At 65.3% G+C, this 24,573-nt stretch carries 21 protein-coding genes; 6 read left to right on the plus strand and 15 right to left on the minus strand.

The window, feature by feature from the left end; genetic code table 11:
* Positions 1-54 precede the first annotated feature (54 nt).
* Entirely contained in the window at positions 55-735 is a 681-nt protein-coding gene (locus EB815_RS15140) for a TetR/AcrR family transcriptional regulator (protein WP_056570800.1), read from the plus strand.
* On the opposite strand, the gene EB815_RS15145 is transcribed toward EB815_RS15140, so the two are convergent.
* Both EB815_RS15145 and EB815_RS15150 read right to left on the minus strand, forming a co-directional pair.
* Positions 732-2,270 (minus strand): trimethylamine methyltransferase family protein, encoded by a 1,539-nt coding sequence (locus EB815_RS15145; protein ID WP_065005249.1) that lies wholly within the window; start codon positions 2,268-2,270, stop codon positions 732-734. The two genes, EB815_RS15140 and EB815_RS15145, sit on opposite strands and share 4 nt — an antisense overlap.
* 68 nt (positions 2,271-2,338) lie before the next feature.
* Positions 2,339-4,441 carry an FAD-dependent oxidoreductase gene (locus EB815_RS15150; RefSeq protein WP_056570802.1) on the minus strand — a complete coding sequence of 701 codons (2,103 nt, stop codon included), beginning with the start codon at positions 4,439-4,441 and terminating at the stop codon, positions 2,339-2,341.
* Between the two features lie 319 nt (positions 4,442-4,760).
* On the opposite strand from EB815_RS15150, the gene EB815_RS15155 reads away from it, so the two are divergent.
* From EB815_RS15155 to EB815_RS15170, 4 genes are all read left to right on the plus strand, one after another.
* Positions 4,761-5,063, plus strand: coding sequence for a YciI family protein (locus EB815_RS15155; RefSeq protein ID WP_196772379.1), 303 nt, complete (start codon positions 4,761-4,763; stop codon positions 5,061-5,063).
* A 15-nt stretch (positions 5,064-5,078) separates the two neighbouring features.
* A complete protein-coding gene (locus EB815_RS15160; RefSeq protein ID WP_056570803.1) occupies positions 5,079-6,140 on the plus strand; it encodes a maleylacetate reductase in 1,062 nt (353 codons plus the stop codon).
* Between the two features lie 30 nt (positions 6,141-6,170).
* Positions 6,171-7,088: an intradiol ring-cleavage dioxygenase gene (locus tag EB815_RS15165; RefSeq protein ID WP_056570804.1), complete on the plus strand. Its 918-nt coding sequence runs from the start codon at positions 6,171-6,173 to the stop codon at positions 7,086-7,088.
* Positions 7,089-7,179: 91 nt separating this feature from the next.
* Positions 7,180-8,877, plus strand: a complete 1,698-nt coding sequence (locus EB815_RS15170; protein WP_056570805.1) for an extracellular solute-binding protein — start codon at positions 7,180-7,182, stop codon at positions 8,875-8,877.
* A gap of 3 nt (positions 8,878-8,880) precedes the next feature.
* On the opposite strand, the gene EB815_RS15175 is transcribed toward EB815_RS15170, so the two are convergent.
* The 11 genes from EB815_RS15175 to EB815_RS15225 form a co-directional block, all read right to left on the minus strand.
* Positions 8,881-9,687: an SDR family NAD(P)-dependent oxidoreductase gene (locus EB815_RS15175; RefSeq protein WP_056570806.1), complete on the minus strand. Its 807-nt coding sequence runs from the start codon at positions 9,685-9,687 to the stop codon at positions 8,881-8,883.
* Positions 9,688-9,698: 11 nt separating this feature from the next.
* A complete protein-coding gene (locus EB815_RS15180; protein WP_056570807.1) occupies positions 9,699-10,556 on the minus strand; it encodes a sugar phosphate isomerase/epimerase family protein in 858 nt (285 codons plus the stop codon).
* Positions 10,557-10,567: 11 nt separating this feature from the next.
* Positions 10,568-11,365, minus strand: a complete 798-nt coding sequence (locus EB815_RS15185) for an SDR family NAD(P)-dependent oxidoreductase (RefSeq protein ID WP_056570808.1) — start codon at positions 11,363-11,365, stop codon at positions 10,568-10,570.
* A gap of 66 nt (positions 11,366-11,431) precedes the next feature.
* The gene (locus EB815_RS15190; RefSeq protein ID WP_056570809.1) at positions 11,432-12,409 is read right to left on the minus strand and encodes a sugar ABC transporter substrate-binding protein; all 978 of its coding nucleotides are present in this window, start codon (positions 12,407-12,409) and stop codon (positions 11,432-11,434) included.
* Between the two features lie 204 nt (positions 12,410-12,613).
* Positions 12,614-13,570: an ABC transporter permease gene (locus EB815_RS15195; protein ID WP_155772430.1), complete on the minus strand. Its 957-nt coding sequence runs from the start codon at positions 13,568-13,570 to the stop codon at positions 12,614-12,616.
* A gap of 29 nt (positions 13,571-13,599) precedes the next feature.
* A complete protein-coding gene (locus tag EB815_RS15200; protein WP_245303349.1) occupies positions 13,600-14,565 on the minus strand; it encodes an ABC transporter permease in 966 nt (321 codons plus the stop codon).
* 35 nt (positions 14,566-14,600) lie between these two features.
* Complete coding sequence (locus tag EB815_RS15205; RefSeq protein WP_065005250.1) at positions 14,601-16,112, minus strand: sugar ABC transporter ATP-binding protein; 1,512 nt, start codon at positions 16,110-16,112, stop codon at positions 14,601-14,603.
* A gap of 184 nt (positions 16,113-16,296) precedes the next feature.
* Complete coding sequence (locus EB815_RS15210; protein ID WP_056570813.1) at positions 16,297-17,436, minus strand: alpha-hydroxy acid oxidase; 1,140 nt, start codon at positions 17,434-17,436, stop codon at positions 16,297-16,299.
* 1 nt (position 17,437) lies between these two features.
* Positions 17,438-18,283: a Rossmann-like and DUF2520 domain-containing protein gene (locus EB815_RS15215; protein WP_065005362.1), complete on the minus strand. Its 846-nt coding sequence runs from the start codon at positions 18,281-18,283 to the stop codon at positions 17,438-17,440.
* Positions 18,284-18,376: 93 nt separating this feature from the next.
* On the minus strand, positions 18,377-19,474 hold the full coding sequence (locus tag EB815_RS15220) for an isocitrate/isopropylmalate dehydrogenase family protein (protein ID WP_065005251.1): 1,098 nt from the start codon (positions 19,472-19,474) through the stop codon (positions 18,377-18,379).
* A gap of 27 nt (positions 19,475-19,501) precedes the next feature.
* Positions 19,502-20,245, minus strand: a complete 744-nt coding sequence (locus EB815_RS15225) for a glucose 1-dehydrogenase (protein ID WP_056570816.1) — start codon at positions 20,243-20,245, stop codon at positions 19,502-19,504.
* 142 nt (positions 20,246-20,387) lie between these two features.
* On the opposite strand from EB815_RS15225, the gene EB815_RS15230 reads away from it, so the two are divergent.
* Positions 20,388-21,884 carry an aldehyde dehydrogenase family protein gene (locus EB815_RS15230; protein ID WP_056570817.1) on the plus strand — a complete coding sequence of 499 codons (1,497 nt, stop codon included), beginning with the start codon at positions 20,388-20,390 and terminating at the stop codon, positions 21,882-21,884.
* Positions 21,885-22,054: 170 nt separating this feature from the next.
* On the opposite strand, the gene EB815_RS15235 is transcribed toward EB815_RS15230, so the two are convergent.
* Together EB815_RS15235 and EB815_RS15240 are read right to left on the minus strand one after the other, a co-directional pair.
* Positions 22,055-22,951: a LysR family transcriptional regulator gene (locus EB815_RS15235; protein WP_056570818.1), complete on the minus strand. Its 897-nt coding sequence runs from the start codon at positions 22,949-22,951 to the stop codon at positions 22,055-22,057.
* A 123-nt stretch (positions 22,952-23,074) separates the two neighbouring features.
* On the minus strand, positions 23,075-24,571 hold the full coding sequence (locus EB815_RS15240) for a sugar ABC transporter ATP-binding protein (protein WP_056570819.1): 1,497 nt from the start codon (positions 24,569-24,571) through the stop codon (positions 23,075-23,077).
* Positions 24,572-24,573: the final 2 nt, after the last annotated feature.

A 24,573-nucleotide genomic window follows, 5' to 3' on the forward strand; every position in this document is an offset into this window, starting at 1 on the left:
GGATGGAACAGGCTCTAAGTGGACAGGAAGGGCATTATCTATTAGCTGGAGTCCATGACGGAAGCCCAACCAGAAGATGCAAAAAGGAAGCGCGGCGCGAAAAAGGCTCCGCCGCGCTTCAGCCGCGAACAGGCCGACGTGCGCCGCTCCATGCTGATCGAAGCCGCGACGCGATGCCTGTCGGTCGGCGGCATCGGCGCCTTCACCATCGATCGCATCTGCAGGCAAGCAGGCGTCTCGCGCGGCCTCATCAACCATCATTTCGAAAGCCTCGACGGGCTGTTGGTCGAGGTCTACAAATCCTCGCTCTACGCCAGCGTCAACAACCAGATCGCCGAGGCCAAGCGCCGTCGTGCGGAGACTTCCGATTGGTCGCCGCAGGCCGCGCTTGCCGCCCTGGTACACTCCAACTTCTCGCCGGAATATTTCAGCCGCGAGAACCTGCTGATCTGGCTGTCGCTGTGGGGCGAGATCGCCGTCAACCCGCGGCTCAAGGCGGCGCATCGCGAACTCTACGATGCCTACCGCGCGGAACTCGCGGAGGACATCGCCGCTGTCGCCATACCGCGCGGCAGGCAAGTCGATGCGCCGGCGCTGGCGCGCAATTTCATCGCCCTGGTGGACGGGCTCTGGCTCGAATGGTGCCTCGATGAAAGTGTGGTGACGCCGCAGGCGGCGGAGGCGGCTGGGTTCGAAATGCTCGAAGCGCAGGTGGGGCCCTTGCGGGGCGTTTAGTTCAGCGGTGAACCACCTTCGCGTTTCCGCCGCTCCATATAGTCGCGCAGCGCCTCGTCGATGCCGGGATCGATCGGCGGTTGTTCGTATTCGGCGACCATGCGCTTCCACACGACGTTGGCCCTTTCGCGCGCCGTGACCTGGCCGCGCTCGACCCAGGTGTCGTAGTTGTCCCAGTTGGACACCAGCGGCGAATAGAAGGCGCGTTCGTAGCGTTGCATGGTGTGCGCGGCGCCGAAGAAATGCCCGGCCGGGCCGACCTCGCGCACCGCTTCCAGCGCCAGCGTGTCGATGTCGACCGCGGGCGGATCGAAATAGGCCGACATCATCTGCAGCATCTCGGCATCGATGACCAGTTTCTCGAACGATGCGGTCAGCCCGCCGCCGAGCCAGCCGGCGGCATGCAGCACCAGGTTGGCGCCGCCCATCAGGCAGCCCCACAGCGACATCGCGCTCTCATAGGCGGCCTGCGCGTCGACCGAGTTGGCGGCGGTGACATTGCTGGAGCGGAACGGCACGCCGATCAGCCGGCAGAGCTGTCCGGTGATCTGCGCGGCCTGTGTGTATTCGGGCGTCCCGAAGGCCGGCGCGCCGGTCTTCATGTCGACATTGGAAGTGAAGCCGCCATACATGACCGGCACGCCCGGACGCACGATCTGGGTTAGCACGATGCCGGCCATCGCCTCGGCATGCTGCTGAGACAATGCGCCGGCCAGTGTCACCGGGCTCATCGCGCCGGCCAGCGTGAACGGCGTGATGACATTGACCTGGCCATGCTCGGCCAATGCGATCAGCCCTTCGGCCATCGGCTCGTCAAGCTGCAGCGGCGAGTTGGTGTTGATGATGCCGGTAAAGACAGGCATTTCCCGCGCGAGGTTCTCGCGCGTCGTGCCGAGCGAAATCGCCACCATTTCCAGCGCGTCGATGGCGCGACCCTGACCAAGGGTTTGCGGTTGCCAGTTCTTGTCGAGCAAGGTGATCTCGGCATAGTAGAGGTCGAGATGGCGCGTGTTCTGGTGCAGGTCGAGCGGCTCGAACGGGCCGCCGCCTTCCTGGTGCAGGACATTGAACGACTGGATGAGTTTCAGATAGTCGCACATCTCGGTATAGGTGCCGGGACGGCGGCCACGATCATTGTCCATGACATAGGCCGGACCGCCGACCGACGACAGGATGCAGTGCCGCCCGCCGACCTTGACGTTCCTGGCGGGATTGCGGGCGCGCAGCTCGAAGGATGATGGCGCCATGGCGACGCGCTCCATGACCATGGCGCGGTCGAAGCGCACCCGCATGGCGCCTTCGTCTACATCGCAGCCGGCGGCGCGATAGAACTGCCGCGCCCGCGGCTGCAGCACGCGCATGCCGATCTCTTCCAGGATGGTCAGGCCCATTTCGTGGATCGTCTGGACCTGATCGGCCGACAGGATCTCGATCGGCGCGTAGGGCCGCGTCAGCTGCTTCCACGGACGCTGCTCGATGCCGCCGACCTCGCGCTGCGGACGGCCGGGCCTGCGACGTGCGGCGGTGCGTTCCATGCGTCCTCACTCCTTGTTTGACGCAATTCCGGGCGGAAAACCGCTTCACACTTTTCCTGGAATTGCTGCTATTCGGCTGCCGTGCGCATATCGAAATCCGCCACCGCATCGACGATCGGCGTGTCGCGGCGGTAGGGCTGCCAGCGGACCTTCGTGCCGATCTCGCGGGCGAGCTTGTGACCGCTGTGAACGGCGTGGACGATGGCGCCCGGCGCCAGCGTGTCGCCGATACGATCGACGCTGCGGATGCCGACGGCCGCAAGCGCGTCCGCCCGTTCCGTCAGCGCCTCGAACAGCTCGCTGCGCGGCAAGCGCAGCCCGACGATCAGCACCGAGCGGCAGGCAATGCGGCTCTCCCAGCCGGTGAACAGATGGGCCAGCGTCGCGGTCTCGCCGTCGAAGGATTTCAACAGATGCAACGTCGTCACCGGCACGTTGCGGTACGCCAGCGCACGATGCACCAGCGGCAGCTCGTTGGTCATGATCGTCCAGGCGGACGCTTGGCCGGCCGGTGTGACATAGCTGACCGGAACGCCCTGTGCGGCCAGATGCTCGGTGAGGACACCGCCCATGTAGTAATTGTCGAAATCGAAGACCAGCGTCGGCCCCTGCGGGAGCCGGCCGGCGGCGATGTCATCGGGTGTGAACACTTCCGCGTGGTCGAGCCGGCCGACCGGTATCTCCAGCGAGGAATAGAGCATGTTGGTCCAGCGTGCGCCGGTCGCAAGCACGACCCGGTCCGGCGCGAGGTCGATGATCTCGTCGGCGCCCAAAAAACTCTCGGGATAGAGCGAGACATTGCTGATATCGCCGAGACGGCCGAGGCGGTAGTCGACGACGCGGTTCCAGGCCGACAGGCCGGGCAGTGTCTTCTCGAAGGTCAGCCGCCCGCCGAAGCCGCGGCTGCCGTCGGCGAGCGTCACCTCATGGCCACGCTGGCCAAGCGTCAGCGCGCATTCGAGCCCGGCCGGTCCGCCGCCGACAATCAGGATGCGCTCCGGTGTGTCGGCACGCTCGACGCGTTCGGGGTGCCAGCCGCGCCGCCATTCCTCGCCGGCGGTCGGGTTCTGCGTGCAGCGCACCGGCACGCCGTCGTGCCAGCTGGAAATGCAGATGTTGCAGCCGATGCATTCGCGGATTTCGGCCTCGCGGCCCTCGCGGATCTTGGCCGGCAGGAAGGGGTCGGCGATCGAGGGCCTCGCGCCGCCGATGAAGTCGAGCACACCGCGCCTGATCTGCGACACCATGGTGTCGGGCGAGGTGAAGCGCCCGACGCCGACAACGGGCTTCTTCGTCAGCGACTTGACGAAATCGATCACCGGCTCATGGCTGCCTTCGCCGGTGAAACGCGATGCGGAACAGTCGGTCGGGCTGGAATCCATCTTGACGTCGAACAGGTCGGGCAGGTCGGCCAAAAGTTCGATCAGCTCATGCGCCTCGGAGGGCTGGTTGCGGCCGGGCCGGCCGCGCAGTTCCTCGAGGCTGACGCGCAAGGCGACGCCGCAGTCCTTGCCCACGGCATCCCTGGTGACCTCGATCATCTCGCGCACGAAGCGTACGCGGTTCTCGATCGGTCCGCCGTACTCGTCGGTGCGATGGTTGTACTCCGGCAGCAGGAATTCGTAGCCGAGATAGCCCATGCCGGCATAGACATAGACCACGTCGAAGCCGGCGGTGCGCGCCTTGCGCGCCGCCTCGGCCTGGCACCGCAGCACCTCTTTCATGTCGGCCTTGTCCATGGTCTTCGGCCGCAGATTGCCCATGAAGCCGACATGCGTGGCCATCCAGGGAATTCCCGATGGCGACAGCGGCGGCAGCCGGCTCGTCCTGTTCATGACGGACGCGCCGCCATGCCAGAGTTCCACGCCGGCAAGCGCGCCATGGCGATGCACGGCTTCCGTCATCAGCGCATGGGCGCGGATATCATTATCGTCCCACAAGGTGGCGAAAGGCAGCGGCGTGTCGTCCGAGCTCGGATCGATCGAACAGGCTCCGGTGCAGATCACGCCCCATCCGCCCTCGGCCTTGGCTTCGCGAAAGGCCGCGCGCACCCTTGGAAGGGCGTTGGTCATGCCGCTGGCATGCGGCACCTGGTAGAAGCGGTTCGGCGCGGTGACCGGCCCGATCCGCATCGGCTCGAACAGGATCTCGTAGCGGGGATTGCAGGTCATCGGGGCTCGGCGAATATGCTTGTTGAACGATCGTACAACAAGCATATTCGCCGGCATTGCAGAACGCAATGGCCCAAAGCGATGGCGCTGGGGATCGGTTCGACGGCAGGGCCCATGCGACGGTGTTGGGACGGGTGGGTTCACAACAGCATCGCATTTGTCCAAATTGGACAGATCTTGAAGCCGGTCAGCCCTGTTTCGGGCTAACGTCTGTCGGCCCGTCTTTCGTCGCGAGCCCTCGAATGTCATTCGACCGTTTTTGGGGTCGTTTCGTTACGATCGCTGGCAACGGCCTGCCGGGCCTTTTGGGAGGAATGTCGTGACACTGTTTGCCGTCCACTGCCTGGACCATGCCGATGCCTTGCCGAGGCGCCTGGCCAATTATGACGCGCACAAGGCGCATCTCGCCCAGGGGCGTGTGAAGACCGTCATCTCGGGTCCGCTGGTGGCAGAGGACGGGGAGACGATGATCGGCTCGCTCTTTGTGTTTTCCGCCGAAAAGATCGAGGATGTCAGGGCATTCAATGCCGCCGATCCCTTCAACGCGGCCAATGTCTGGCGGTCGGTCAGCATCAACCCGTTCCTGATGCGCGTCGACAACCGGAGCCTGGAATTGCTCTAAGCCCGAGGCGAATTCATGGACACCTTCGTCTATAACGGCCAGCCGGCCCGCGTCATTTTCGGATCCGGCACCATACAGCAGCTGCCGGCGGAACTGGACCGGCTGGGTTTGAAGCGGGTCGCCGTGCTGGCAACGCCGCCGCAGGAGCCGGAAGCGCGGCGGCTCGTCGAACAGCTCGGCGGCCGCGCCGCCGGCGTCTACGCGCGGGCGACGATGCATACGCCGGTGGAGGTCACCGAGGATGCGCTGCGTGTCATTGTGGACCTCAAGGCCGACGGGCTCGTCGCCGTGGGCGGTGGCTCGACCACGGGCCTTGCCAAGGCCATCGCACTGCGGACCGACCTGCCGCAGATCGTGGTGCCGACCACCTATGCCGGCTCGGAAATGACGCCCATCCTCGGTGAGACCAGGGACGGAGTGAAGGTTACCCAGTCGAGCCCCAAGGTGCTGCCCGAGGTCGTGATCTACGATATCGACCTCACTCTGTCGCTGCCCGCGGCCATGTCCGGCACCAGCGGGCTCAACGCGATCGCGCATGCGGTCGAAGCGCTTTATGCACGCGAGCGCAACCCGGTCATCAGCCTGATGGCGACAGAGGCGATCGGCGCGCTTGCCGCGGCCTTGCCGACGATCGCCGTCGAGCCCGACAACCGGGAAGCGCGTTCAAAGGCGCTTTACGGCGCCTGGCTTTGCGGCATCTGCCTGGGCTCGGTCGGCATGGCGCTGCACCACAAGCTTTGCCATACGCTCGGCGGCAGCTTCGACCTGCCGCATGCCGAAACGCATGCGATCGTGCTTCCGCACGCGCTTGCCTACAATGCCCCGGCAGTGCCCGACGTGATGCAGAGGCTGCGCGACGTGCTCGGCACGGACGACCCGGCCATGGCGCTCTACGATCTTGCCGGCAGGGTCGGCGCCCGGCGAGCGCTCGCGGATATCGGCATGCCTGAAAGTGGCATCGAGCTTGCGACGGACAGGGCGCTGTCCAACCCCTACTGGAACCCGCGCCCCCTTGAGCGCGAGGCGCTGAAGGGGCTGATCGGCCGGGCTTATGCAGGCGAACGGCCGCGCTCCTGAGGCGTGGCGAAATCTGGAGGAGGATCGATCTTGGGCAAAGCAGAGGCCAGCCATCCGCGGCCGCCGAAATATCCGTATTTCGAGGAGGAGATCTCGGTCGACGTCGTCAACGCCCGCATGGGGCCGGACGTCGATCCGCGCCTGCGCGAGGTGATGAGCGTGCTGGTCAAGCACCTGCACGCCGCCATCAAGGAGATCGAGCCCACCCATGAGGAATGGCTCAAGGGCATCACCTTCCTGACGGAAGTCGGCCAGATGTGTTCCGAGTGGCGGCAGGAATTCATCCTCCTGTCCGACACGCTCGGCGTCTCGATGCTGGTCGACGCCATCAATCACCGGCGTCCGAATGGCGCGACCGAGAACACGATTCTCGGACCGTTCTACGTGCCCGAGGCGCCGCGCTACGAGCACGGCGCGAACATCTGCCTGGACGGCAAGGGCGAGCCGCTGGTGGTGCGCGGACGCGTGGTGGATACCGAAGGCAAACCGGTGGCCGGCGCGCTGATCGACGTCTGGCAGACAAATGACGACGGCTTCTACGACGTCCAGCAGAAGGGGCTGCAGCCGGATTGGAACCTGCGCGGCGTGTTCACCAGCGGCGAGAACGGCGACTATTGGTACCGGGCCGTCAAGCCGCGCTACTATCCGATCCCGGACGACGGACCCGTGGGCAAGATGCTTGCCGCGCTGGGACGCCATCCCAACCGGGCCGCGCATATCCATTTCATCATCAGCGCGCCGGGCTATGACCCGGTCATCACCCATATCTTCGCGCCCGATTGCCAGTATCTCGCCGAGGACGCGGTCTTCGGCGTGAAGGATTCGCTGATCGCGGATTTCAAGGAGATCACCGACCCGACAAGCGCGGCGGAGCTTGGCTTCACGTCTCCCTACTGGGCGGTGAACTGGGATTTCGTGCTGGCGCGCAAATCGGCGGGTACGGCCTGAGATCCGACATTCCTCCGACACCGCTATAGTTTCGTCCATTTTGGACTAGATCATAGCGCCGCCCTTTTTGGCGCGACCCAGAGGAGGTCTCATGAACGACCACGAATTCCTGCGCGTCTACGATTTCGTCGATCGGCTGAGGACGCCGTTCCTCGGTGTCGCCGATGTCGAGGACGAGGCGTCGTGGCGCATGGTCCATTACATCATGCGATCGGAGCTCGAAGGCTATCCGGTGACGATGAGCAAGCTCGCGCTCGTCTCCGGCCTCAGCCACGGAACGGCGATCCGGCGCATCCAGGATATGATCGGCAAGGGGCTTGTCGAGCGCAGGCCGTCGCCGGACAAGCCGAAGAGCTTCACGCTGCATCCGACGGAGGAGCTGACGACGCTCGCCGTCAACTATGCGGCGGAAACCAAGGCTCTGATCGCGGAGATCCTGGGCGGGCGCGGCACGGAGGAACACGAAACCAACTACTATTTCGGCGCGCCGCGACGCGGCAATCCGGTCATTCCGCCGATCAACCTGCTGAAAAGCCGGGTCACCGAAGGCGTCGAGCTGCAGTTCCTGCTCAACGACGACAATTATTTCGCGGCGATGCGCAACATGTGGTCGGATTTCCGCAACAACCTCGCCAGCGCCAGGAGCTTCAAGCTCGTCCACCAGAACGACCTTTACCGCGAAGGTCTGGCCAACGGCCAGCGCTCGGTGTCGGCCTATGACATCATCGCCATCGACATGCCCTGGCTCGGCGAGTTCGCGGGCAGGGGCCTGGTCATGCCGATCGGCGACATGATCCGCGAATCCGGCATCAATCCAATGGATTTCCATCCGTCGATCTGGTCGACGACGACCTGGCAGAGGGTGGAATACGGGGTGCCGATCTATTGCACCATCGAGGTGCTCGCCTGCCGCAGCGACCTTTTCGACGGTGCCGGTCTCGCCCTGCCCAGGACCTTCGAGGAGGTGATCTCGGCCGGCCGGACCTTCCACAATTCGTCCGCTGAGCGCTACGGCATTGCCTGGAACGCGGCGCGCATGCCGCTCGCGTCAAGCTTCATGTTCTTTCTCGGCTGCTGCGGCCAGACAGTGCTGTCGATCCGGCGCACGCCGACCGGCTACTCGACGGAAAATCTCGACCGCCAGCACATGCGGCCGCAGATCGACAGCGAGGCCGCACTCACCGTGCTTGACTACATGCACAGGCTTCTCGAAATCGCCCAGCCGGGCGCGCTCGATGCGCATTGGGACGATTCCTGCGCGGTGTTCCTGAAGGGCCAGAGCGCCATGGGCTATGTCTGGACCATGCGCGCGGCGCAGTTCGAGGCGGAAGTGCGCTCGGCCGTGAAGCGCCGGGTCTCCTATGTGCCGCAGCCCAGCGGACCTGGCGGCACCAACACGTCGCCGATCGGCGGCTTCCTGCTCTGCATCCCCTCCAACATCGATCCGAAAAGACTGCCGCTGGCAACGGAGGCGCTTGCCTGGATGGCCTCACGCGAAGCGATGAAAGAGCATGTGAAGAACGGTTTTCCGGTTGCGCCGCGCTTTTCGGTGAGCGCGGATCCCGAAGCCACCGGCCGTTCGCAGCTGGTGCGCTTCGTCGGCAACCTCGGCAACCGCAACCTGCTCAGGAACTGGCAGCGGCCGCCGGTTCCCTTCTACACCGACATGGAGCGCATCATCGGCGAGGAAATCCATGACGCATTGTCCGGCGGAAAATCCGACCGGGCGGCTCTGAAGGACGCGCAGAATCGCCTCGACCGGATCATCGACAGCACGATCGGCGTGTGACCATCAAGCTATGGCGCGGATCGAGCCGCCATCCACGCCCCAGACAGAGGACGTGACGAAGGACGCAAGGTCGGAAGCGAGGAAGACGATCACGTTGGCGACTTCCTCGGGCTTGCCGAGCCGGCCGAGCGGGAGCTGACGCAACGACATTTCGTGTTCGACGGCCTTCTGCGGTTCCATGTTGTGGAACTTGCCCATGGTCTCGGCAAACCCGCCCGGCTGCGTCCAGAAAGGCGTCCAGACCGGGCCCGGCGCCACGGCGTTGATGCGGATGTTGTTTGCCCCTTCGCTGCGGGCCAGCCCCTTGGTCAGCGCGAGCACCGCCGCCTTGGAGGCGGAATAGTCGATCGGCACGCCTTCGGGCTGCCGGGCAAGATCGGAAGCATTGTTGACGATCGCACCCTTGCCCTGCTTGCGCATCACCGGCAGCACGATGCGCGTGGTGCGCACATAGCTCATGAAATTGAGCGAGAAGGTCTTGTCCCACTCCGAATCGGTCAGCTGGTCGAAGGTTCGGACCGCGCCCGAGCCGACATTGTTGACGAGGACGTCGAGCCCGCCGCCCAGATGGGCGATCGCGGCGCCGACCTTGTCCTCGATATCAGTGGCGGAGGAGAGATCGGCCTTGAAGGCCGTGGCCTGTCCGCCGGCCGCCTTCACGGCCTCCACTGTTTCGCCGAGGCCCGTGGCATCGATGTCGAGCAGCGCCAGGCGGCTCCCCTCGCGCCCGAAGGCGATCGCGGTTTCCCGGCCGATGCCCTTGGCGGCGCCGGTGATCAGCACCGTCTTGCCCTTGAGATTGGTATCCATCCTATCCTCCCTTATGTCCCGGCGAACTGCGCCATGGTGGTTTCGAAAGAGCGCCGCGCCGCTTCCTCGAGCGGCAGGACGCGGTGTTTCCTGGAGATCACTTCGACCGAGTAGAAACCGTCGAAGCCGGTACGCTGGATCGCGTCGATGAAGGCCGGCGGATCGAGTACGCCTTCGCCGCAAAGCCGCCGCTGATAGATCGTGTCTTCCCAGAGCGTGCCGACGACATCGGCATCGGCGTCGTCCAGTTCGACGGAGACGACATATTGTCGGGGAACCTTGGCCACCGCCTCATAGGGGATGCCGCCGCGGCCGATATGCCAGATGTCCAGCAGCAGGCCGCCATTGCGCTGGGCCGCGCCCTCGACAATGGCGCGCGCGGTTTCCAGCGTGCCGACATTGGAAAACGGCATCACCTCCAGGGCGATGCTGGTTCCGTAGCGCGCCGCATCCTGGCAGATCTCGGCGAAGCTGTCGGTCACATGCGCCAGGTCGATGGTCGTGGCGTCGAATTCCGGTGCGATCTTGACGTCGCGCGCGCCAAGCGCCTCGGCCGCCTCGAACAACTCCCTGCGCACCTTGTCGGAGGCAAGCTTCAGCTCGCCGCCGGAGAACCAGTGGGTGATGAATTCCAGCTCCACATGCGGCATGCCGTTGGCATCGAGAATGCGGCGCATTTCCTCGAGGCCGATCCGTTCGCGCGTGGCCTGGAGGTCGGCGTGAATAAGACCGACGCCCTTGTAGCCGGCCCTGGCCGCCGCCTCGACGCGTTGGGCGAAGGGGAAGGGGCTGATCTCGTTGGGCGCGAAGGGATAGACATCGCCCGCGATCGTCCAGTAGGCGGCAACGAGTTCCGTGTTCTTCATCATGGTTCGCCCCTTCAGACCGATGCGCCTTCGGACCCGGTCCGGAAGTCGAAGCTGGTCGTCAGGCCGCCATCGGCGACGATTTCGGCGCCGTTGAGCGCGGTCGAGGCGTCACAGAGCAGGAAAAGCGCCGCGCGGGCGACTTCGCCCGGATCAAGGATCCGGCCCGAAGGCTGGCGATTGGCGCGCGTGGCAAGGAAGCGGTCCGGGTCGCTGGCCGACTTCATATGCCGTTCGAACAGGCCGGCCAGCATCGGGCCGGGGCTCAGCACATTGGCGCGAATGCCCTGGCGGGCGTGGTCCATGGCCACGGTTCGCGTCAGCTGGCGAACGGCCCCCTTGGAGGCGGCGTAGATCGCGAGTTGCTGCTCGGCGAAGGTCGCGTCAATGCTGGCAACGGCGACGATCGGGCCGCCGCCGCGCGCGATCATCAGCGGCAGCAGCGCGCGGAAGGCAAGCGCCGTGCCGATGAAGTTGACGGACATGGTCTTTTCCATCGCCGCCTTGTCGAACTCCAGCACGGTGCCGACGTTCAGCATGGCGGCCGAGGTGACCAGTCCGAGCGTTCCCGGATCGATGGCGGTCACGGAGCGGGCGATATCGCTCCAGGTCTCCTCAAGGGATACGTCGCCCCGGACATGCGTATAGAGCTCGCTGGAGAGCTCGGAAGGCGCGGGCGCGAGATCGACGCCGATGGTGCGCACGCCGCTCGCGACCAGAAGATGGGCGATCTTGGTGCCCAGACCGGAAGCCGTGCCTGAAACCACGACGAGCTCAGGCAGAACATTGGTAAACAGTGGCTCCTCGGCCATGGGGTACTCCTCGGTTCATAAGTCAGATTGGAAGGCGCGGCGGGAGGCCCGCCGCGCCTGAATGGATCAGCGCCCGATGGCGGCGTCGCAGTCGGAAATATTGGCCTTGGTGATGATCTCGTGCGGCAGGAAGATCTCCTTCTCGACCTTCTTGCCGTCGAGGAGATCGATCACCGCCTTGGCCGCGTATTTGCCGTCATCGATCGGCGACTGCAGCACGGTCGCGTATTGCGTGCCGTCCTTGATCTGGTTGACGCCTTCGATCGAGCAGTTGGACCCGACGAGCACGAGGCTGGCCGGATCGATGCCGGCGCGCTTGGCCGCCACGATCACGCCCGACATCATGTTGTCGGCCTGGGCGTAGACGCCCTTCACCTCGGGACCGACCTGGGTGAAGAGCGCGGCGGCGGCGTCGGTGGCCTTCGTCTGGTCCCAATTGCCGTTCTGCTTGCCGGCGACGACGATGCCCTTGGCCTTCTCGGCCAGCACCTCCTCGAGGCCCTTGGAGCGCGCGATCTGCGGCGGCGTTCCCGGCACACCCTCGACGATGAAGATCTTGCCTTCCGTGCCGAACTTCTTCTCGGCGAAACCCTTGATCATGGCCTCGCCGGCGGACTGGCCGTTGCCGATATCGGAAGGGCCGGTGAAGACGTTCCAATAGTCCGCGTATTTGTCGTCGGGCTTCGAGTTGGTGATGACCAGCGGAATGCCGGCCTGGTTGATCTTGCGCAGCGAGGGCACGATGGCGCTCGCGTCCGCCGGCCAAAGCACGATCGCGGCCGGGTTCTGGGCAAGCGCCTGGTCGACCTGCGATGCCTGCTCGGCGGCATCGAAGTTGGTGATCTTCACGTCAAGATCGATGCCGGCGGCGCTGGCGACTTCCTTGAAGGCGCGCTGGTGGAGGGCGCAGTATTCGCATTCCTCGCTCACCGTCAGCAGGATCACTTTCGATCCCTTGGCACCGGCGAATGCCATGCCGGGCATGGCCAGTCCCGTGAACACGCTGGCCATCAGCGCGAGTTTGGTCAGTTTTGCGGTATTCATGTCGTCTTTCCTCCCGTTTCAGGTTGCACGTCGCCCATCCCCGCCGCCCAACACGGCGCAGGCAGAACTGGGTTTCGTCGGTTACTTCCGCTAGAGCATGATGCCGAAAAGTGTGAAGCGGTTTTCGGACGACATCATGCTCTATCTCTTTGATTTAGAGGCGGATTCAGATTTCAGATCGGCATGATCTGAAATCATCCGACTCTAGGCGGAATGCCTGGCCCGCGATGCCGCGAACCGTTCACTCATCCATGCCCCCAACTGTCCGTCGAGCAGCACGATTCCCATCAGCACGAGCCCGTTCGCGAACAGGATTCCCGTCGCGCCCATGCCCATCAAACTCAGTCCGTTGTTCATCACCGTCAGGATCAGCGAGCCGATCAGCACATGCAGCGGCGAGCCGGCTCCGCCCGACAGGGCCACGCCGCCGACGATGGCCGCCGACACCGCCTGCAGCATGAGATTGTTCCCGGTGGTCGCGGCCGCGCTGGCGAGGCTCATCGAGAGAAGGCTGCCTGCGAGGGCGGCGCAAAGGGCCGAGACGATGAAGACGATATAAAGCGACAGCCCGACCTTCGCCCCGCTCGCCGCCGCCACCAGCCGTTTGCTGCCGATGACGCGGATGTCGCGGCCCATCAGCGTGTGGCGCATGAACAGTCCGGCCAGGAGGAAGGCAGCCAGCGTGATCGCGCCACGCCAGGAGAGGACCGTCAGGATCGGGTTGTCGAGGGCAAAGCCCAGGTCGAAATTGTCGGTGCTGATCACCTTGCCGCCGGCAAGCCAGAAGGCAAACCCCGAAAGCGCCATCATCGAGCCGACGGTGACCACCAGCGAGGATACGTTGAAGCGGTTGACGACGAAGGCGTTGGCCGCGCCGATCACCACCGCGAAGGCCAATGCGACACCCATGCCATGGACGAGATTGCTTCCGCCCGCCACCAGCGTCAGCAGGCCGCCGACCGCGACCATGGAGCCGACGCTGAGGTCGAATTCACCGGCGATCATGGTGAGCGACAGGCCGAGCGCCACCAGGCCGAGCAGCGCGAATGACTGCGTCAGCGCGTAGATGTTGCGGCCGCTGATGAAGGCCGGGTTCCACAGCGCGAAGGCGACGACCAGGGCGATCAGGAGCGCGATGCGCAGCAAGGTGGCCGTGGACATGGGCTGTGACTTCCTTGGGGAGGCCATGGTCATTTCCTCCCGCCGAGCGCCAGCGCGCCGAGAATGACCGAGGCGATCACGACCAGGCCTTTCACGATCAGCTGGATTTCCAGCGACAGGCCCTTGAGCAGCAGGATGTTGGTGATGATGGCCAGGAAAACCGCGCCGATGGCCGCGTCGAGGATGCGGCCCTGGCCGCCCTTGATCGCCACCCCGCCGACGAGCACGGCGGCGATGGCGTCGAAATCCAGCCCGGCACCGAGCTTGAGGTTGCCCTGCGCGGCCTGCGAGCCGTAGAGCGCACCGGCAAAGGCCGCGGCCGCCGCCGCCAGCACATAGGCGATCACCAGGGTTCGTCCGACGCGCAGGCCAGTGAAATGCGCGGCCTTCGGATTGAGCCCGATCAGGCGCAATTCGCGGCCGAAGCGGGTCCGCTCGACGATGAAGCTGAAGACGAGCGCCGCAAGCAGGAACAGCACGATCTGGTTGGGGATGCCGGCCGTGCGGCCGATGCCGAGCCAGCTCGCATCGCCTTGCCCGACAATGGTCAGGCCACCCGAATAGAAGGAGCCGGCGCCGGTGATGATCGAAGCCATCGCAATGGTGGTGATGATCGGATTTGTCTTGAAGACACCCACGGCAATGCCCTGGGCAAGTCCGAACAAGGCACCGACCAACACCACCACGACGATGCTCGGGAGGAGACCAAGATGAAGAAAGGAGGCAAACACGATCGTCGAAACAGCGGCCGTCGCGCCCATCGAAAGCATGAAGAGGTTGCCCGAGAGGGTGATGAACGCCATGCCGACGGCAGCGATGCCGACCGCCGATGTCGAATACATGATCGCCGAAATGTTGGCGCTCGACGCAAAGCCGGGCACCGCGGCACTGGCCCAGATGGCCAGAAGGATGGTGCCGATCCATACGGCCGTCGATTGCACACGCTCGGGGCTCAGCAATGCCGCGCCCACCGACTTCATCTCGAGAGCGGCCAAGCCGGAACCTCCGCTTCCTGTCCTTGTTTCGATGCTCATGCCGCCCTCGCCATGCCTGGTCCGCGCAGGACGTCACCCAGGATCGAGTCCATGGCGGTTTCCTCGACCGGCAGATCGTTGACGATCTCGCCGCGAAAAACGGTGATCACGCGCTGCGACAGTTCGCGGATTTCCTCGAGGTCGGTCGAGAAGAACAGGACGACCAGCCCCTGGCGCGCGAGCGCCTGGAGCTCGCGGTAGATCTCGGTCCGCGCCCCCACATCGACGCCGCGCGTCGGCTCGTTGAGAACCAGCACTTTCGGCTCCAGCGCGACGGACTTGGCAATGGCGACCTTCTGCTGGTTGCCGCCCGAAAGCGTCGACGCCGCCGACGGCAGCCGCCGGCCGTCGATCTGGAAACGGCGCGCAAGGTCCAGCGCCCGCTTGCGGGCCTCGCCGAGGGAAAGCACGCCGGCGCGGTTCAGGCGGTCGAGTATGGCGGATGTGAGGTTGACCTCGATCGGCGCGCCGAGGAACAGGCTCTTGCCGCCGCGATCTTCCGGGACATAGGCAATGCCGCGGGCCATCGCCGACGACAGCGAGGTGACGTCGATGGCGGTGCCATTCAGGAACACTGTGCCTTCATGGCGGCTTTCCAACCCTGCCAGCGTCTCGATCAGTGCATTGGCGCCCGATCCAAGCTGGCCGATGACGCCGACGACTTCGCCGGCGCGGAAATCCAGCGTCACCGGCCGGTATTTTCCGGCCACCGCGAGCGCCTTGAGTTCAAGGACCTTGGCGGCCTGCTGGAGATCGGCACGGTCACGCACCGAATGGGCGGATTTTATCTCCCGGCCGATCATCTCGGCGACCAATTCCTCGTTGGTCCACTGCGCCGTCGGTTTGGTCAGAACCCGCTGGCCGTTGCGGAACACGGTGACGCGGTCGGTGAGCGCGAAGATCTCGGGCAGGCGATGGCTGATATAGATGACGGCGGTGCCGTTTTCGCGCAGCCAGCGGACCGTCTTGAAGACGCGCTGGATCTCGGCGTCGGAAAGGCTCGCGGTCGGCTCGTCCAGGATCAGGATGCGGGCGCCGCGCATGACGGCGCGGCAGATTTCGAGCAGCTGCTGTTCGGCGATCGCCAGGCAGCCGGCCTCGATATCGAGCGGCACCTCCGCCAGGCCGAGCTGGTCGAGGGTCTGGCGCGCGCGGGCGGCGTAGCGCTTGCGGATATAGAGCTGGCCGACATCGGGATCGCCCAGAAGAACGTTGTCCAGAACGGACAGATGCGGGATGATCGACAGTTCCTGGTAGACGACCGAGACCTGCCTGACGCTGGTCAGTTGCCCCGGCTTGAGCAGATTGCCATCAACGCGGATCTCTCCTTCGTCCGGGCTCATCAGCCCGGCGATCATCCGCACCAGCGTGCTCTTGCCGGCACCGTTCTCGCCGCACAGCGCATGGATCTCACCGGCTTCGAGATCGAAGTCGACGCCTTTCAGAGCCTGGACTCCTCCGAAGGATTTCCGCAGGCCTCTGACCGTCAGAACGGCTGGCGTCTCCATGATTTCCTCCCACAACCGTTTGAAACGGCGTGAGGGCTACGCTACAGAATGACGGTGGGTGCGATGGCGGCAATTTTGTCCAGATTGGACTAACGGATCTGCAGTGCCGTCGATGTGCCGCGGGGCCTGGTCCAAGACGGCGGCGATCACGCCCACCAGTCCTGCCTGCCGACGCTAGGCCGTCTCACGCGATCAGGTCGGGACCGATCTGGCTGAACGCCGGCATGCCCGCGAGCTTCAGGCCGTTGGCGATGTCGTCCAGCAGGATGTCGAGCACCCTGGCCACGCCGGCTTCGCCGGCCGCCGCTCCAAACAGGGCGGCTCGGCCGATCGCCGCGGCGGCAGCGCCGCGCGCCCTGGCCTTGATCACGTCCATTCCGGTGCGGATGCCCGAATCGATCAGGATCGGAACCTCGGCGGCCACCGCCTGGCGGATGGCGGGCAGCGCATCGATGCTTGATATGGCGCTGTCGAGCTGGCGGCCGCCATGGTTGGAGACCCAGATGCCGTCGGCGCCGGCCGCCACCAGGCCTGCGGCATCGGCGGGGTGCAGGACGCCCTTTACCAGCAGCCGGCCCTTCCACCAGTCGCGGATCCGGCGGAAATCATCCCAGTCGAAACCGGCGTGGAGATTGCTGCCGACACGCGCGGCGATGGTCAACCCGGCGCTGGTGTCGCCAAGATAGCCGCGAACGTTCTCGAACTGGGGCAGCCCGCCGCGCAGCAGGCGCAGCGACCAGCCGGGATGAAGCATGCCTTCCCAGAGATGGCGAGGCGAGGGGCGCAGCGGGATCGATATGCCGTTCCTGATATCCTTTTCGCGTTTTCCCCCGGCCTGCAGGTCGACGGTCACCACCAGCGTCGAATAGCCGAATTCTTCCGCCCGCCGCACAAGCTCGCGGTTGAAGTCGAATTCCCTGAGCACATAGAGCTGAAACCAGAGCGGCCCCTGCACGGCCCTGGCCATGCGTTCGATGCTGGTCGTCGACATGGTGGACAGCGTGTAGGGAATGCCGCGCGCGGTCGCCGCCCTGGCGATGGCGATGTCGGCCCGCGGCCAGACCAGCGCGCATGAGCCCATCGGGCTGATCACCAGTGGTGTGGTGAAGGTTTGCGACCATAGCGATGTGGTCAGGTCCGGCCGCGATACGTCGGTCAACACGCGCGGCAGCAGCCGGATACGCTCGAAATCGGCGCGGTTGGCGCGAAGCGTCAATTCCTGTCCTGCCCCGCCATCGACGAATTCGAAGATCGACTTCGGCAGGCGGCGGCGGGCAAGGGTGCGGAAATCGTCGACTGAAACCCTGCGCGCGAGAGCGCCCATCTCAAACCCCGCCTGTTTCGAGCGTCGTGCCCGTCCGCTTGAGGCGGCCGGCAAGGAGGCTGAGCTCGGCATAGGCCTTGCCGGCGTCCGGATGCCAAGAGCGCACCGCCGCCTCCTGTTGCGCGACGATCGCGAGATCGCCGCGCGCCGCCGGCCCGGTCAGCGCCGCGGCCGGCCCCAGCCTTCCGACATTCTCGGCCGTGGCGGCAAGCAGGCGCGCGTTCAGTTGCCCGATGATTTCCTCTGGAACGCCGGCGCGCGCCCAGGCTTCCCGCGCCACCGCCTGCAGCACCACGGTGAAATTGTTCGAGAACACGGCGGCCGCGTGGTAGATCGCCTTGTGTTGCGAGCTGAGCGGAAACGGCTGGCCGCCAATGTCGCGTATCAGCGCATCGACAACCGTAACAGCCTCGGTATCGCCTTCGACGCCGCAAAGTGTCCCTTCGAACTGTCCGACAGCCCTTGCCGGATCGGCGAATGTCAGCACGGGATGGACGCTAGCCAGATGCCAGCCGAGGGCACGCAAGGGCTGCATCTCGGCCGCCGGCAGGAAGCCGCTGCAATGCACGGCGATGGAGGGCCGGTCCGGGGCCAGTTCCGCAAGCCGGGCCGCCACGTCCGCGATCCGCGTGTCCGACACGGTGAGCAACCAGAGATCGGCCGGTCGCATGTCGGCAAGCGCGGAAACGGCGGTTCCCGCGCCGATGAATTGAACCGCCCGGGAGGCAGCCTCCACGTCGCGGCCTGCAATGTCCTGAACCTCGTGCCCGCCGGCCAGGACGATCCGGCGCATGAGGGTCTGGCCCACCTTGCCGGGCCCAATCAGATTGATCTTGAGCTTCGTCATTTCAGCCTCATTCGACATTGGCCGAAGGCTATAGGATCGGCTTTGGCAAAGCAGGCGCAAACTTGTCCCGGCCAGCGGCTCTGGCGTGAGACCTCACGCCGCGGCCGCGAGCCGGTCGCAGACTGAATGGGTTATCTGGCGGGTGGACGCGCTGCCTTTCAGGTCGGCGCTGAGCAGGCCGCCGGCAAGGCAGGCTTCCGTCACGCTTCGGATGCGCCCGGCTGCCTGGTTGAGCTTCGCGTCGCCATGCTTGTGGCCGAGCCAGTCGAGCATGGAGGCGGCCGACAGGATGGTGCCATAGGGATTGGCGATGCCCTTGCCGGCAATGTCGGGCGCCGAGCCGTGCGCTGCCTGGAAGAAGCCGTTGGCGTCGCCGATCTCGGCCGAGGGCGCCATGCCCATGCCGCCGACGGTGGCGGCGGCAAGGTCGGACAGGATGTCGCCGAACATGTTCTCGCTGACGATGACATTGAAGTGGCCTGGCTTCAGCACGAGGTGCATGGCCATGGCGTCGACCAGCGCATATTCGGTCGCGATGTCGGGATAGTCCTTGGCCACCTCGTCGAAGACCGAGCGGAAAAAGGCATAGCTGCGCAGCACGTTGGCCTTGTCGCAGCAAGTCACCCGGCGCACGCCGTCGCGTGGCGCGCCGTCCGACTGGCGTGCCAGTTCGAAGGCCTTGCGGACGATACGTTCGATGCCGGTGCGGGTCTGCACCAGCGTATCGACCGCGACCTCGCCGCGCAGCCGCGCGCCCGAGCCGCGCGCGGCGTAGAGCCCTTCGCTGTTCTCGCGCAGGATGATGTAGTCGATGTCGCCGGCCTTGACGCCGCGCAAGGGACTCTCAACACCCTCGAAGAGCCTGATGGGGCGGATGTTGGCGTAGAGGTCGAGTTCGAAGCGCAGCTTGAGCGTGAAATCCAGCCCCGCTTCGGTGCCGTCGGGATGGACGACGCCGGGCAGGCCGCCCGCGCCATGCAGGATGGCGTCCGCCGCCCGGCAGGCCAGGAAGGTCGGTTCGGGAAAGCTCTGGCCGGTCTTCAGGAAATGCTCGGCGCCGGCCGGATATTCGCTGAAGCGCAGCGGGCTGTCGGGCCCGAGCGCGGCCTTCACCACCTCGATCGTGGCGGCGCAGACTTCCGGGCCGATGCCGTCGCCATGCACCACGGCGATCTCGTAGATATCCTTCATCGCCAAAACCTCACGGACAACAGTTTCTCAGATGCACTTGCCGCCATCGACGTTGAGGTCGACGCCGGTGATCATGCTGGCCTCGTCCGAGCACAGGAAGGCGGCGGCATTGCCCATGTCCTGGGGCGTCGACAGCCGGCCGATCGGGATGGTGGCGACGACGCGGGCGCGATTCTCCTCGCCGGAGCCGATGAAGGTCGACAGCAGCGGCGTGTCGCCGGCGACCGGGTTGATGGCGTTGACGCGGATGCCGAAGGGGGCGAGTTCCACCGCCATGGCCCGGGTCGCGGCGATCGCCCAGCCCTTGGAGGCGTTGTACCAGGTGAGGTTCGGGCGCGGCGAGACGCCGCCTGTGGAGGCGACGTTGAGGATCGCGCCCGACTTGATGGATTTGAAATGCGGCACCACGGCGCGCGAGCCATTGTAGATCGAGCGCATGTTGACGTTGGCGATCCTGTCGAACAGGCCCTCGTCCATCGTCTCCAGCGGCAAGGGCGGCTGGGCGACGCCGGCATTGTTGACCAGAATGTCGAGGCCGCCAAAGGCCGACCGGGCGAGATCGGCGGCCGCCTCGAAGCTTTCCAGTGTCGAGACGTCACCGGTGATCGGCCGCACCTTTTCGCCGATCTCGCTGGCGACCCTGGCCGCTGCCGCCTCATCACGGTCCATCAGCACGACCAGGGCGCCCTCGGCGACGAATTTCCTGACGATGCCTTCGCCAAATCCCGAACCGCCACCGGTGATGATGGCGACCTTGCCAGCAAGTCTCATATCTGTTCCTCCGTTGCCGGCACCATCGGGGAAGTCGCCGTGATTGCACAGTCCGATTATCTGAACGCCCTTTTAGCTTTCCTTGTTTGAGGTCCCCGGCAGCGGGAGTAATAGTCGCCACGGAATTCGTGAGGAGGACGCGATGACGCTGAATTTCGACCCGAGGGCGAAGGCCACGACGCTCTACCATGGCGAATTCCGGCCGATGTTCATCGGCGGCAAGTGGGTCGCGGCGCAGTCCGGCCAGGAAATGCAGGCGCTCAACCCGGCAACGGGCGAGGTGCTGGCGACGGTGCCGCGCGGCGGCGCGGCCGACATCGATGCCGCGGTCAAGGCGGCACGCGCGGCGTTCGAAGGACCTTGGTCAAAATTCTCGCCCTACGAGCGGCAGTGCGTGCTGCTGCGCATCGCCGATCTGTTCGAGACGCATTGGGAAGAGCTCAGCGTTTCCGACACGCTCGACATGGGCCTGCCGATCACGCGCACGCTGGCCAACCGGCGCCGCGTCATCGGCATGCTGCGCTTCTATGCCGGCATGGCGACAGCGCTGCATGGCGAATCCATCGACAATTCGATCCCAGGCGAGATCGTCTCCTTCACAAGGCGCGAGCCGGTCGGCGTCGTCGGCGCGATCATTCCCTGGAACGCGCCGACCGCCGCCTCGATCTGGAAGATCGCGCCGGCGCTCGCCACCGGCTGCACCATCGTGCTGAAGCCCTCCGAGGATGCGTCGCTGACGCCGCTTTTGATCGCCAGGCTGATGCAGGAAGCCGGCGTGCCCGACGGCGTCGTCAACATCGTCACCGGCACCGGGGCCGAGGCCGGCGCGCGGCTGGCCGAACACCCAGACGTCAACAAGATCGTCTTCACCGGCTCGACGCTGACCGGCCAAGCCATCGCGCGGGCAGGGGTCACCAATCTCAAGCGCGTGTCGCTGGAACTCGGCGGCAAGTCGCCGATCATCGTCTGCCGCGACGCCGACATCGACAAGGCCGTTCCGGTCGCGGCGATGGCGGTGTTCGTGCATTCCGGCCAGATCTGCATCGCCGGCTCGCGGCTGTTCGTGGCGCGCGAGATCCACGACGAGTTCGTGCGCCGGGTGGCCGAATTCGCCAGCAAACTGCGCATAGGCCACGGCATCGAGGCGGAGACCGAAATCGGGCCGCTGATCAATGCCAGGCAGGCCGGCAAGGTGGAGGGCTACATCAAGGCCGGCAGCGCCGAGGGCGCGGAACTGGTCGCCGGCGGCTCGCGGCTGACGGGCGAGCTCTACGATGGCGGCAATTTCATCGCGCCGACGGTCTTCGGCGCGGTGTCGGACAAGATGACCATCGCGCGCGAGGAGATTTTCGGGCCGGTCATTTCCGCGATGCCCTTCGACACGCTCGACGAAGCGGTCACGCGCGCCAATGCGACGCCCTATGGGCTGGCGGCCGGTATCTTCACCACCCATCTCGGCACCGCGCACAAGTTGGCGCGGCGCATCAAGGCCGGCTCGGTCTGGGTCAACATGTACCACGCCATCGATCCCGCCGTGCCGTTCGGCGGCATGAAGATGTCCGGCTACGGCCGCGAGGGCGGCATCGAGCACCTGCACGAGTATCTGGAGACGAAGGCAGTCTGGATCCAGACCGACTGACGGGGTGTGCCGGTATTCAGGTGAGGCCGGCCTGCAAATGGCTGATGCCTGCGCTTCCGCGCTCACGTACGAAAAGTACGCTCCGCTCCGGTTCTCGGCATCAGCCATTTTCGACTCGGCCTGACCTGAATCTCGACACACCCCTGGCGTGCGCGCTGGGTGGGCGGTGCTCAGTGTGCCAGTTCGCGCAGGTTGGTGCGGATGAGGTTCATCAGCTGTTCGGAAAAGGAGTGGTGCACGTAGCCCCGCGCCGTGATGATGCCGACGGAGCGGTGGGCGTCGCGGTGGTCGATCGGCACGACGCGCATGCGCTCGTCATTGCGCGAGATGGCGATGCCGGGCACGACGCAGACACCCAACCCTGAGGAGGCGAGCGCCACCGCGGTCTGCGCGCTCTCGACCTCGTATTGCGGCTTGAGCTCGATGCCTTCGGCCGCCGTCAGCCGGTCGACGAGGCCGCGCACCGCCGTCTTGCGGTTGAGCAGGATCAAGGGATAGCGCAGCAGGTCGGAGAGCAGCAGCTTCTTCTCGCCGCCGTATATTTCGGTGGGAATGCAGGCCATCAGCGGATCGTCGAGGATGGATTCGAACTGGAAGTCGGTCAGGTTCGGCAGTTCGGGGCCGATGTAGAACTCGACCTCCTGCTGCTGCAAAAGGCCAAGGGCCGCCTGCGGCGGGGTCTCGATGACCTCGACGACCGAGCGGGGATAGCGCAGCTTGAAGGTGGCCAATATGTCGCCCAGCCGGCTCGCGGCAAGCGTCGGGGCACAGGCGATCTGCACCTTGCCCTTGCGCCGCGCGGCGATCTCGGTCAGCCGGTCGAGGCTGGTCTGCACCTGCGACATCGCATTGGCGATCTCCTCGAACAGGACCTGGCCCTCCGGCGTCAGGCTGGCGCGCTGCGCGGTGCGGATGAAGAGCGAGATGCCGATCTGCTCCTCGAGGTCGCGGATCTGCATGGAGACCGCCGATGGCGAGCGGTTGCTCTCTTCGGCGGCACGACGGAAGCTGCCGTTTTCGGCGGCTAGCAGGAACGTCTGCAGAAGTTTGAGGTTGATGCTCGACATGTCCGCTCGGGCAGGTGATCTGACCTCCTGACCTATTCAGACGCGGAACCGATTGCAAGGCAATAGGGCTGGCCAGGCATTGGTCCTGGCTTAGCCAGCGAACCTTTTTCCTCTTGGCGGCGCTCAGTGCACGGCGGCGAACATGACGCGTTCCTCGGTCGCTTCCGACAGCATCATCTCCTCGACCACACGGCCGCGCTTGACGACCAGGATGCGGTCGGAAACGGCAAGGATTTCAGGCAGATAGGAAGAGATGACGACGACGGCCATGCCCTGGTCGGCGAGATCGCTGATGAGCTGGTGGATCTCGACGATGGCGCCGACGTCGACGCCGCGCGTCGGCTCGTCGAAGATCACCAGTTTCGGCTTCTGGATCAGCGACTTGGCGATCACGACCTTTTGCTGATTGCCGCCGGAAAGTTCGATCATCCGGGCGCGGTCGCTGGTCTGCCGCAGGCTGAGCCGCTCGCCCCATTCGCGGGCAAGCTGCCTGGCGCGCGCCAGCGACACCATCGAGACCGGGTTGGCGCCTTCGGTGAGTTCACCGATCTGCAGGTTCTCGCCGGCCGTCATGGTCTCGAAGAAGCCGTCGAGCTTGCGGTCCTCTGTGACATAGACGATGCCGTCGCGTACCGCCGGCCTCGGTACGCGGTAGCGCACCGACTTGCCAAGCAGGCGGATTTCGCCGCCGTGGAAGATGTTGCGCTTCAACAGGCCGGCAACGACCTTGGCCATTTCCGTGCGGCCGGCGCCGACGAGGCCGAACATGCCGGTAACCTGGCCCGAAAAGACCGAGAAGGACGAGTTACGCACCAGGCCGGCACAGGACAGGTTCTCCACCGAAAGTACCTTGTCGCCATAGGGCCGCGCCGCGCGCTTGACCTCGCCATGCAGCGTTTCGGTCAGGGTGCGGCCGACCATCGCCTGCACGATGGTGGCGCGCGTGAAGCCCTTGGCGTCTCCGGAAGCGACGATCTCGCCGTCGCGCATGACGGTGATGCGGTCGGCGACATCAAGCGCCTCTTCCAGCGCGTGGCTGATGAAGATGATGGCGATGCCTTCCTTGACCAGGCGCTGCAGCAGGTTGAAGAAGTGGCTCTTCTCCTCAGGCGTCAGCGTCGCGGTCGGTTCGTCGAAGATGATGACGCGAGCCTTGTGGTGGACGGCGCGCGCGATCTCCACCATCTGCTTGTGCGCCGCGCCCAGCGTGCTGACCTGCGCGGTCGGGTCGACCTGAAAGCCCATGCCGGCGAGGAATTGCCGGGCCTGGATGTAGAGGCCGCGCAGCCGGTTGAACATCTTCTCCTCGCCGAGATAGAGGTTCTGCGCAACTGTCATGGCCGGCACCAGATTGGTCTCCTGGAACACCATGGCGATGCCGGCGCGCAACGCTTCGGCGGGCGTGGCGAAGGACACGTCCTTGCCGTCGAAGGTCATCTTGCCCTCGGTCAGCTTGAACACGCCCGCCATGACCTTGGTCAGCGTCGACTTGCCGGCGCCGTTTTCGCCGAGCAGCGCGTGGATCTCGCCCTTGCGCAGGTCGAAGTTCACGTTCTTGAAGGCGGGGATGCGCGAGAAGGCCTTGGTGGCGTCCCTGAGCTCGATGATGTTATCCGACATCG

It is taken from the genome of Mesorhizobium loti (genome assembly GCF_013170705.1).
Taxonomy (GTDB): domain Bacteria; phylum Pseudomonadota; class Alphaproteobacteria; order Rhizobiales; family Rhizobiaceae; genus Mesorhizobium; species Mesorhizobium loti_D.

Bases quoted from the DNA above. Each gene is read 5' to 3' on its own strand.
- EB815_RS15140 (WP_056570800.1), top strand. From the start codon at position 55: ATGACGGAAGCCCAACCAGAAGATGCAAAAAGGAAGCGCGGCGCGAAA.
- EB815_RS15145 (WP_065005249.1), bottom strand. From the start codon at position 2,270: ATGGAACGCACCGCCGCACGTCGCAGGCCCGGCCGTCCGCAGCGCGAG.
- EB815_RS15150 (WP_056570802.1), bottom strand. From the start codon at position 4,441: ATGACCTGCAATCCCCGCTACGAGATCCTGTTCGAGCCGATGCGGATC.
- EB815_RS15160 (WP_056570803.1), top strand. From the start codon at position 5,079: ATGGACACCTTCGTCTATAACGGCCAGCCGGCCCGCGTCATTTTCGGA.
- EB815_RS15170 (WP_056570805.1), top strand. From the start codon at position 7,180: ATGAACGACCACGAATTCCTGCGCGTCTACGATTTCGTCGATCGGCTG.
- EB815_RS15175 (WP_056570806.1), bottom strand. From the start codon at position 9,687: ATGGATACCAATCTCAAGGGCAAGACGGTGCTGATCACCGGCGCCGCC.
- EB815_RS15180 (WP_056570807.1), bottom strand. From the start codon at position 10,556: ATGATGAAGAACACGGAACTCGTTGCCGCCTACTGGACGATCGCGGGC.
- EB815_RS15185 (WP_056570808.1), bottom strand. From the start codon at position 11,365: ATGGCCGAGGAGCCACTGTTTACCAATGTTCTGCCTGAGCTCGTCGTG.
- EB815_RS15190 (WP_056570809.1), bottom strand. From the start codon at position 12,409: ATGAATACCGCAAAACTGACCAAACTCGCGCTGATGGCCAGCGTGTTC.
- EB815_RS15195 (WP_155772430.1), bottom strand. From the start codon at position 13,570: ATGTCCACGGCCACCTTGCTGCGCATCGCGCTCCTGATCGCCCTGGTC.
- EB815_RS15205 (WP_065005250.1), bottom strand. From the start codon at position 16,112: ATGGAGACGCCAGCCGTTCTGACGGTCAGAGGCCTGCGGAAATCCTTC.
- EB815_RS15210 (WP_056570813.1), bottom strand. From the start codon at position 17,436: ATGGGCGCTCTCGCGCGCAGGGTTTCAGTCGACGATTTCCGCACCCTT.
- EB815_RS15215 (WP_065005362.1), bottom strand. From the start codon at position 18,283: ATGACGAAGCTCAAGATCAATCTGATTGGGCCCGGCAAGGTGGGCCAG.
- EB815_RS15220 (WP_065005251.1), bottom strand. From the start codon at position 19,474: ATGAAGGATATCTACGAGATCGCCGTGGTGCATGGCGACGGCATCGGC.
- EB815_RS15225 (WP_056570816.1), bottom strand. From the start codon at position 20,245: ATGAGACTTGCTGGCAAGGTCGCCATCATCACCGGTGGCGGTTCGGGA.
- EB815_RS15230 (WP_056570817.1), top strand. From the start codon at position 20,388: ATGACGCTGAATTTCGACCCGAGGGCGAAGGCCACGACGCTCTACCAT.
- EB815_RS15235 (WP_056570818.1), bottom strand. From the start codon at position 22,951: ATGTCGAGCATCAACCTCAAACTTCTGCAGACGTTCCTGCTAGCCGCC.
- EB815_RS15240 (WP_056570819.1), bottom strand. From the start codon at position 24,571: ATGTCGGATAACATCATCGAGCTCAGGGACGCCACCAAGGCCTTCTCG.